The organism is Leptospira venezuelensis (genome assembly GCF_002150035.1).
GTDB classification, from domain to species: domain Bacteria; phylum Spirochaetota; class Leptospiria; order Leptospirales; family Leptospiraceae; genus Leptospira_B; species Leptospira_B venezuelensis.
Genome location: NZ_NETS01000001.1, coordinates 1 through 7,850 on the forward strand (window position 1 = coordinate 1; position 7,850 = coordinate 7,850).

Here is a 7,850-nt window from a genome sequence, read left to right on the forward strand (position 1 = left end):
CAGCAGAGAGTTGGTTAAGCATGCAGACAAAGTTAGATTTATGGACTGCAATGCAAGAAAGACCTAAGAATATAATCAAGTTTCCAATCTCAGCGTAATAGAGCCAAACCGTCGTCTAACTATCGGTTCTGACGCATCGCTTCGAGATCGCTACGCGACTCTCGCTTGGCCTTCGGCACATTCCGCTTTGTCACTCGCCTTGCGGAGCAAGTCTCGCGCCAAGTCCTGTCGACTCGCGGAACGTCGTCAAACCTTGGTCGTTAGGCGAAATGAAGCGCTAAGATTTTGTTTATGAATAGAATTGCAAAAGATCATATCATATATACTAAACGGATAAATAGTTTATTTATTGCTTAAAATAGTGTATTGTTCATCATTGGTTGAATGCCAAAAGTTTTTGAAAGAAACGGCTATAAATTCTTCTTTTTTGCGAACGAAGGAAATCCACGGGAACCAGTTCACATTCATGTGAGAAGAGGAGAAAAATTAGCAAAATTTTGGCTAAAACCGAGCGTAAAGTTAGAAGATAATTACGGATTTAATTCTAAAGAGTTAAATTGGATTGAAGAAGAGATTGAGAGGAACTTAAATCTCATAGAAGGTAAATGGAATGATTTCTTCGGTATCTGAAGCAAAAGCCCAAAAGATTTGGTTTGATGAAGATAATCTTTGGTTATCTTTGTACGATGGTAGAACTTTATCAGTTCCACTTGCTTATTTTCCTCGATTAAGAAAAGCTAAGAAAGAGCAATTAGAAAGATATGAGGTTAGTGGAGGAGGGATTGGTCTTCATTGGGATGATTTAGATGAAGACATTAGTGTTCCTGGTCTCTTGTTAGGAAATGGCGATCTCACCTCACACAGTAAAAAATTATAAACCCAATCAATACTAAGCGCTTCACTTCGCCTAACTAACGGTGCTTCCGCTACGCTTCGAGATCGCTACGCGACTCTCGCTCGGGCTACGCCACATTTGCTTCTGTCACTCGTCTTGCAGGGCAAGCCTCGCGCCAGTCCCTAACGTCTCCTTACGGAGACTCAGGGTCGCAAACGTCGGAACACCTTGGGTCGTTAGACGAAAAACCGCTAAATTTGATAGTATAAGATGAAGAAAAGTATCCTATTTATTATTATTGCTTTTATAATCGTTTACCTTAGTAGTTTTGCGTTTTTGCTCTACAGAGGTCAGTCGGTAAGTGAGTTATTATTACATGTGAAAATTGATAAAAATGCAAGTTCTCAACATGTCGAAGCAAAGTTTTCGGAAATAGATTTATTAAGACTTAAGCATATAATCGAAACAAATAATAAATCTTTAAAAGAAGAGTCGTTGCTTGCCTTATATGAAAGAGAACGAGAGCATTATATATACTTAACCACGATTTTACTTGGTCTGATGACTGTTTTATCAATTTACTCAGCCTTTAATAGGCTGATAGAGCGAGATGAGCATAACAAAGCAATAGAGTCGTTAAATTCATTGGAGAAAGAAATTAAAAAAGAAATAGATTTTCTTAAAAAAGGGAATATCAAGCAACAATTACTTTCTTATACTCTAGATTTCGAACGAGATGCTGTCCTTATAATGCCCAATCAAGCTTTCATTTCAAATATAGATGAATTTAGAGCGTATGTAGAAAGACAAATAGGAAGTATCTCGAAGTCGATTAATAAACATGATGATGTTGTTATTGAAGATTTACTCTTTACCATATATAATCATATTCTTTCTATAATGAATTATGCAAATAGGCGCAAATTGATAGTTAACACTGATTGGGATGCTTCGAGTAATGTGCTTTTTCTTTCAATAGCAAAGGAATTTTTTAATAATTTATCTGACTCTAAATATAAAAAACTATTTGATGCCCTTTCGAAATTAAGGAATGGAAATATTTCTTTTGGAGTCTTTGAAAAAAGGAAATTTTGATCTTAAGCGGTTCATCGTCTAACTTTCGGCTCTGACGCATCGCTTCGAGATTGCTTACGCAACTCTCGCTCGGCCTTCGGCACATTGGCTCAGTCACTCGAATTGCAAAGGCAATTCTCATGCCTGTCTTCGCTTTGCTCAGCTCGCCAACGTCGTCAAGCCTTGGTCGTTAGGCGCCATATCGCGATTTTCTTTTTTATTTTTAAGATAGAAATTGTGAATTCTGTTTTAAAACCAAATGAGAATCGACTTAAAGTTGGGTCGCTTTTCACCCTTTTCTTGTTTTATATCGTAGGCTTGAAAAGCTCTATAGTATGTTAGGAATTTAATAGAACTACTTGCATCTCTTTCATCAAAAGAATCGAAAAGGGTTCGCTACTTTATCTCTAAAAGTAAATTCTTCTTTATTTGACCTTTGCTCTGTTAGTAGATTTTACAGAGTAGGGCTCTTGAATGCACCGTGTTTGAGCGATACAGCGCCTAACTTACGGTGCCTCCGCTCCGCTCGGGGCTTGCTAACGCAACCCGCTCGCTCGGCCTTCGGCACATTCGCGTCCGTCACTTCGTTTGCATAAGCAAACTCGTGCCGTTGCGAACGTCGGAGCACCTCGGTCGTTATGCGAAATAACCATGACGTTAATTTTATTTTCTAAATTTTTATATTCACTTTTTGTATAATTTGCTTTAATTTTTTCTATTACAGTAGGCATAAGAAACATATAGTATGGAAATCATATTCGAAATAATTTTCGAGGTAATTGTAGAAGTATTAGGCAAATACTTAACCGACTATATAGCGGGGCCTGTTTGGAGCTCATTAAAAAGATCAAAGCTTTTCGAATATTTTACTACAGCAATTGGCTATATTATTTTCGGTTCAATAATTGGTTATATAAGTATGCTTGTATTTCCAAAGATTTTTCTAAAAAATTCAAGTCTACAACTTGCTAACTTGTTATTTGTCCCAATCCTTGTAGCATTTATCGTTTGTATTTTTGGTAATTGGCGAAATAAGATAGTTCTTCTTAAAATTAAATTCGAGGCATTTTCTTTTGCGTATCTATTTGCATTTACTGTATCGTTTATTCGGTATTATTTCCTAGATGTATCGAAACCATTTTGGTAAGACTCCTGTAATTGTATAAAAAGCATGGTTACTTCGCATAACTAACAGCTCTGGCGCAGCGCATCGGGGATCGCTTCGCGACCCGCTCGCTCGGGCTTCGCCACATTCCGCTTTGTCACTTGTCTTGCAAAGCAAGCCTCGTGCCAAGTCCTTACGGACTCGCGGAACGTCGCCAAGCGTTGGACGTTAGACGCCAGTTTTATAAAAAAATAATCGAATCTAATGAATATTGAATTTAGTTTTGTAGAAGATTATTCTTCGGGTCTTCATAAGTATGAGTTTGCTCCAAGAGGCCAACTATCTTTGCCATATACATTTATGGATAATCATAAGATAGTTAATGAATGGAAAGATATAAACCGAAATCCTTTATATGAAAGATACAATATTGGCAATTTTGGCTCTTTCGAATATTTCGGGATTTATATGGCTCTAAGCTGGACGCTTTGTGCTGATAAATACGTGTTTGCAATTACTCCGTATGAAACAGAATATACTAGTAAGATTATAGATGAACCTTTTGAATTAATTAAATGGGAGTATATTGTAGAACACGAAGACACTGTCATCGAAAAAGGATATATAAAGCTTGATAGAGGGTTTGAGAAGGCCAGAAGCCCGACCGGATATAAAGTACCGAGTGACAAAGCTGGGTTATTTTTTATAACTAATAGGAGCAAGTTCTTTGATTTACCAAAATCTGGTCTTTTTGACTCATTTAGCTTAGTCAACATATTTGTATTAGGTGAAGATAGAAAACATGAGTTAGTTACGTTTTTAAATCAGCGATCTCGACCTTTACTGGCAAAATTTCTAACGAAGGCTGATTTATTTATTAGCTTAAAGTTTGGTTTTGATCCAGGCGAATTTGATTGCTTATCGATATATTCTTTAGAGCCAATAGCTTCTAAGTTAAAAAATCTTACTGATCAATACGCGCAATCGTCGCAACAATATATGGCAGCAATTAAATCTTTGAAGGGCTATAATGGGCTCGAAGAATTGGTTGAAAGGTTACTTTGGCCTAATCATAAAACCGGCGTCTAACTATCGGTGCTTCCGCTACGCTTCGAGATCGCTACGCGACTCTCGCTCGGGCTAAAGCCACATTTGCTTCTGTCACTTCGTTTGCATGAGCAAACTCGTGCCATCGCAAACGTCCGAACACCTTGGTCGTTATACGAAACGACCGCAAATATTTCTTAAAATGAGAATTATTTGGAAATTAGCTTTGAAAAACTTTAAAAAGGAATTTGACATATGAATTATTATGCTATATTTTGAATAAAATTGCAGGTATAATTAGTATGTCCAAGACAATCACATTGCGAATTGAAGACCCGATTTACGATATATTTAAGAAAGCCGCTGACGGAGAGAGACGTACAATTTCGAATTTCGTAGAAAATGCAGCAATTCAGTATCTTACGAATGAGTTTTATGCATCTGATGAGGAGATGGATGAAATTTTTTCAGATAAGCAGTTAATCACATCTTTGAAAAAGGGTCTGAAAGAAGTAGCTCAAGGAAAGTATAAAGTTGTCCGCTGAATATAAAATAGCGGAAACCGAACAATTTCAAAGTAAACTTAAAGATCGTCAATTCTCACATCTTCAAAAGAAGCTAACAGATTATGTATATCCGATTCTTAAAAAGAATCCATTCTTTAGTCCTAATATTAAAAAGCTAAAGGGTGAATTTGATGGTCTTTACAGATATCGCATTGGTAAGTATCGTTTATTCTATTTGATAAAAGATAACGAACTATTAATTATCTTTGTCGATGTAGATCAAAGAAAAGATAGTTACAAGTAAAGACGGTCGCATCGCATAACTTACGGTGCTTCCGCTCCGCTCGTGGATCACTAACGCGACCACTCGCTCGGGCTACGCCACATTTGCTTCTGTCACTTCGTTTGCATGTGCAAACTCGTGCCATCGCAAACGTCGGAACACCTTGGTCGTTAAGCGCAATAATCCAAAATTATTCTAAAACTGGCAAAACACTATGACGGATGTAAGAAAATTTATACGCTATATTATTCCTGTATTTATATTCATAATTTATACATTTTCTTTTATTTGGATATTCTTTTTGCCAAACGAGAACTTTATCAATATTATCGAAGGTGTTAATATTGACGCCGCCTTACTAGTATCATTCGCAGCAGGTTTTGGTTACATCATCAGTATTGTGCATCACTTTCTATTTCATAAGATGTCATTTTATCCTTGGCCTGAGTATGGCACTTTTATTAAGGAATTGCAGAATAAACATTTATTAAAGTTTAGCGGAAATCTAAATATTAATAATGAGCGTGAGTTGTGGAGAGTAATTAATATAATTTGGCATGGGCTACGAACAGATTACCCAGCGATTGAAAGGATAAATGCTCGCAATGATTCGTTGACAGATCTGCAACACAGCAATGGTTCAGTTCTTGCGGCTTTGGTTATTTCATTGTTTGCAAGTATTATCTTGATCTTATACATTATGATCCGATACAATATGGAATTTAAGTGTTCAAACGGAATAACTTCGATCGTTATTATTCTTTTATTCGGCGCTCTCTTGTTCTTTCATTTTTGCTCCTATAAAGCTAGTGTGGAAAATGTTCAGGAATTTGTTCGGCTGTCACTTTTTCATGTATTAAGCAACTGGAAAGAAAGCCACAATCAGGAAGAATATACATTTCATATGCCTGGTTGATATAATTATTTAATAGTTGGATTACTGCGCTTAACTTTCGGTGCTTCCGCATCGCTTCGAGATCGCTACGCGACTCTCGCTCGGGCTATGCCACATTTGCTTCTGTCACTCGTCTTGCAGGGCATGCCTCGTGCCATCGCAAACGTCGGAACACCTTGGTCGTTAGGCGAAACGATGCAAAAGATTTCATTTAAGAACAAGAATGGATAAATGGAAATTATATTCTGCAAAAACATCTCGGATTGCTGATTTCGAAATTGCTTACGAGTTTATTGATGAACAGGAAGGTGGTCGTAAAACTTTACCATTTCAAGGCTATAGATGTGATTTCAAATATGATTTTTCGAATAATCATTCAAGAGATGTCTATATGATTTGGCCTGAGTTTTATTCGAAGGATGGTTCCATATTAACAGATTTAAATGTATCCGTTGATAGGGAAGGTAGAGCCAGTATGTGGATAGTTGATCAGGCAATGAGAGTTTATCACCAGAATCATCTTAAAGAAGGGACTAAGGGATTTTTTGTTGAAGGATCTCGAATAGTTGCGCGAGTGATAGTTACTCGAATTATGGGGCTATTCGTAAATCCAGTTTAGTAAGTGCATCGCATCGCCTAACTATCGGTGCTTCCGCTTCGCTCATGGATCGCTTACGCGACCACTCGCTCGGGCTTCGCCACATTTGCTTCTGTCACTCGTCTTGCAAGAGCAAGCCTCGCGCCAAGTCCTTACGGACTCGCGGAACGTCGCCAAGCGTTGGACGTTATACGACATTTTGAATCAAATAAATTAGAAAGGAAAGAATGTTAATATCGAAGAAGTTTGTACTTCTAACTTTGATTTCTACTAATTGTCTCTTTTCTTCCTTTTGCCATCCGAATTTTTGCCGATGGGATCTTACTTATTTTGATGTAATGAATTTGAAAGATTTAGGGGATATCTCTGGTACATATAGAATATCCGCCAATTCAAAGAAATATCTGCAAGATTTCTCTTCATTTGAGAACGAGTCAATTATAGAGATATCGAAATCTGGTAATTATGAAATGCGAAATATCCCATCTGTACTTCTTCAAGAAGTAAGCCTGCCTATAAAGAAATCAACAATTTTGAAAAATAGATGGAATATTGCGTGTATTGAGAATTCAAATTGCGTAATGGAGTTAGAATTTCTTGGAGTCCGCAGATTAGCAAGACATATGAGTAACAATTTAGCAATTTTATTTGTATTAGGGGATGGTGATATGTGCGAAGGTTTAGTTTATGAAAAGGAATAATCACAGACCTCTTTTTTGGCGAATTCAAAACGTCGTATAACTATCGGTGCTTCCGCTACGCTTCGAGATCGCTTCCGCGACTCTCGCTCGGGCTTCGCCACATTTCGCTTTGTCACTCGTCTTGCAGAGCAAGCCTCGCGCCAAGTGCTTCGCACTCGCGAAACGTCGGAACACCTTGGTCGTTAGGCGACATGATCATCAAAATTTAATAAAAAGGAACAATATGCATTTCTTAGCAAAAGCAGCAATTTTGGCTGGATTAATTCAGATTTTAGTAATCACTCGTAAGCCGATAATTTGTGCGACAATATACGCTGTAATATACTTTTTAATTGCGTTGCTTTTAGCAGGAGATTTTGCAGATTTCTTGCTTTCAGCGACTTTTGGAACTGCATTTGCATTTGGTTTATCATATGGCTACTATTGGTTATTGAATAGACTTTACGACAGCTCACTTGGATTATTTTGGGGTGCTATTTTTCTAGGTCTATTTATTGGCATAGTATAAGTTCAAAGTGCAGTTTGTGCATGATAACTACTTTATTTGCATATAGATTTTGGTTAATAACTTTAAGTAGGGTGATCACGATCGCCTAACTATCGGTGCTTCCGCTCCGCTCGTGGATCGCTTTCGCGACCACTCGCTCGGGCTACGCCACATTTGCTTCTGTCACTCGTCTTGCAGCGGCAAGCCTCGCGCCATTGCAAACGTCGGAACACCTTGGTCGTTATCCGAACATTTCATCCAGAATTTGTTATTTTGTTTATTTATTAATTTCGAGTTGTTCGTTCGTTAAATTTGATTG

General features: G+C 37.6%; 10 protein-coding genes. All 10 read left to right on the plus strand.

Annotation, left to right across the window (positions count from 1 at the left end):
- Positions 1-384: 384 nt before the first annotated feature.
- The 10 genes from B1C82_RS00010 (at position 385) to B1C82_RS20615 (ending at position 7,552) form a co-directional block, all read left to right on the plus strand.
- A complete protein-coding gene (locus B1C82_RS00010; protein WP_086445579.1) occupies positions 385-630 on the plus strand; it encodes a DUF4160 domain-containing protein in 246 nt (81 codons plus the stop codon).
- The gene (locus B1C82_RS00015; protein WP_086445580.1) at positions 611-877 is read left to right on the plus strand and encodes a DUF2442 domain-containing protein; all 267 of its coding nucleotides are present in this window, start codon (positions 611-613) and stop codon (positions 875-877) included. The genes B1C82_RS00010 and B1C82_RS00015 overlap by 20 nt, the downstream gene beginning before the upstream one ends.
- Positions 878-1,105: 228 nt before the next feature.
- The gene (locus tag B1C82_RS00025; RefSeq protein WP_086445582.1) at positions 1,106-1,930 is read left to right on the plus strand and encodes a hypothetical protein; all 825 of its coding nucleotides are present in this window, start codon (positions 1,106-1,108) and stop codon (positions 1,928-1,930) included.
- A 1,348-nt stretch (positions 1,931-3,278) separates the two neighbouring features.
- Positions 3,279-4,103 carry a hypothetical protein gene (locus tag B1C82_RS00040; RefSeq protein WP_086445585.1) on the plus strand — a complete coding sequence of 275 codons (825 nt, stop codon included), beginning with the start codon at positions 3,279-3,281 and terminating at the stop codon, positions 4,101-4,103.
- Between the two features lie 260 nt (positions 4,104-4,363).
- Entirely contained in the window at positions 4,364-4,606 is a 243-nt protein-coding gene (locus B1C82_RS00045) for a CopG family transcriptional regulator (RefSeq protein ID WP_086445591.1), read from the plus strand.
- The gene (locus B1C82_RS00050; protein WP_086445586.1) at positions 4,596-4,871 is read left to right on the plus strand and encodes a type II toxin-antitoxin system RelE family toxin; all 276 of its coding nucleotides are present in this window, start codon (positions 4,596-4,598) and stop codon (positions 4,869-4,871) included. Before B1C82_RS00045 ends, B1C82_RS00050 begins: the two co-directional genes overlap by 11 nt.
- 193 nt (positions 4,872-5,064) lie before the next feature.
- Positions 5,065-5,766, plus strand: coding sequence for a BA5345 family protein (locus B1C82_RS00055; RefSeq protein ID WP_086445587.1), 702 nt, complete (start codon positions 5,065-5,067; stop codon positions 5,764-5,766).
- Between the two features lie 202 nt (positions 5,767-5,968).
- Positions 5,969-6,364 (plus strand): hypothetical protein, encoded by a 396-nt coding sequence (locus B1C82_RS00060; protein WP_086445588.1) that lies wholly within the window; start codon positions 5,969-5,971, stop codon positions 6,362-6,364.
- 323 nt (positions 6,365-6,687) lie between these two features.
- Positions 6,688-7,044, plus strand: coding sequence for a hypothetical protein (locus B1C82_RS00065; RefSeq protein WP_158704333.1), 357 nt, complete (start codon positions 6,688-6,690; stop codon positions 7,042-7,044).
- A 223-nt stretch (positions 7,045-7,267) separates the two neighbouring features.
- Positions 7,268-7,552 (plus strand): hypothetical protein, encoded by a 285-nt coding sequence (locus tag B1C82_RS20615; RefSeq protein WP_086445590.1) that lies wholly within the window; start codon positions 7,268-7,270, stop codon positions 7,550-7,552.
- Positions 7,553-7,850: the final 298 nt, after the last annotated feature.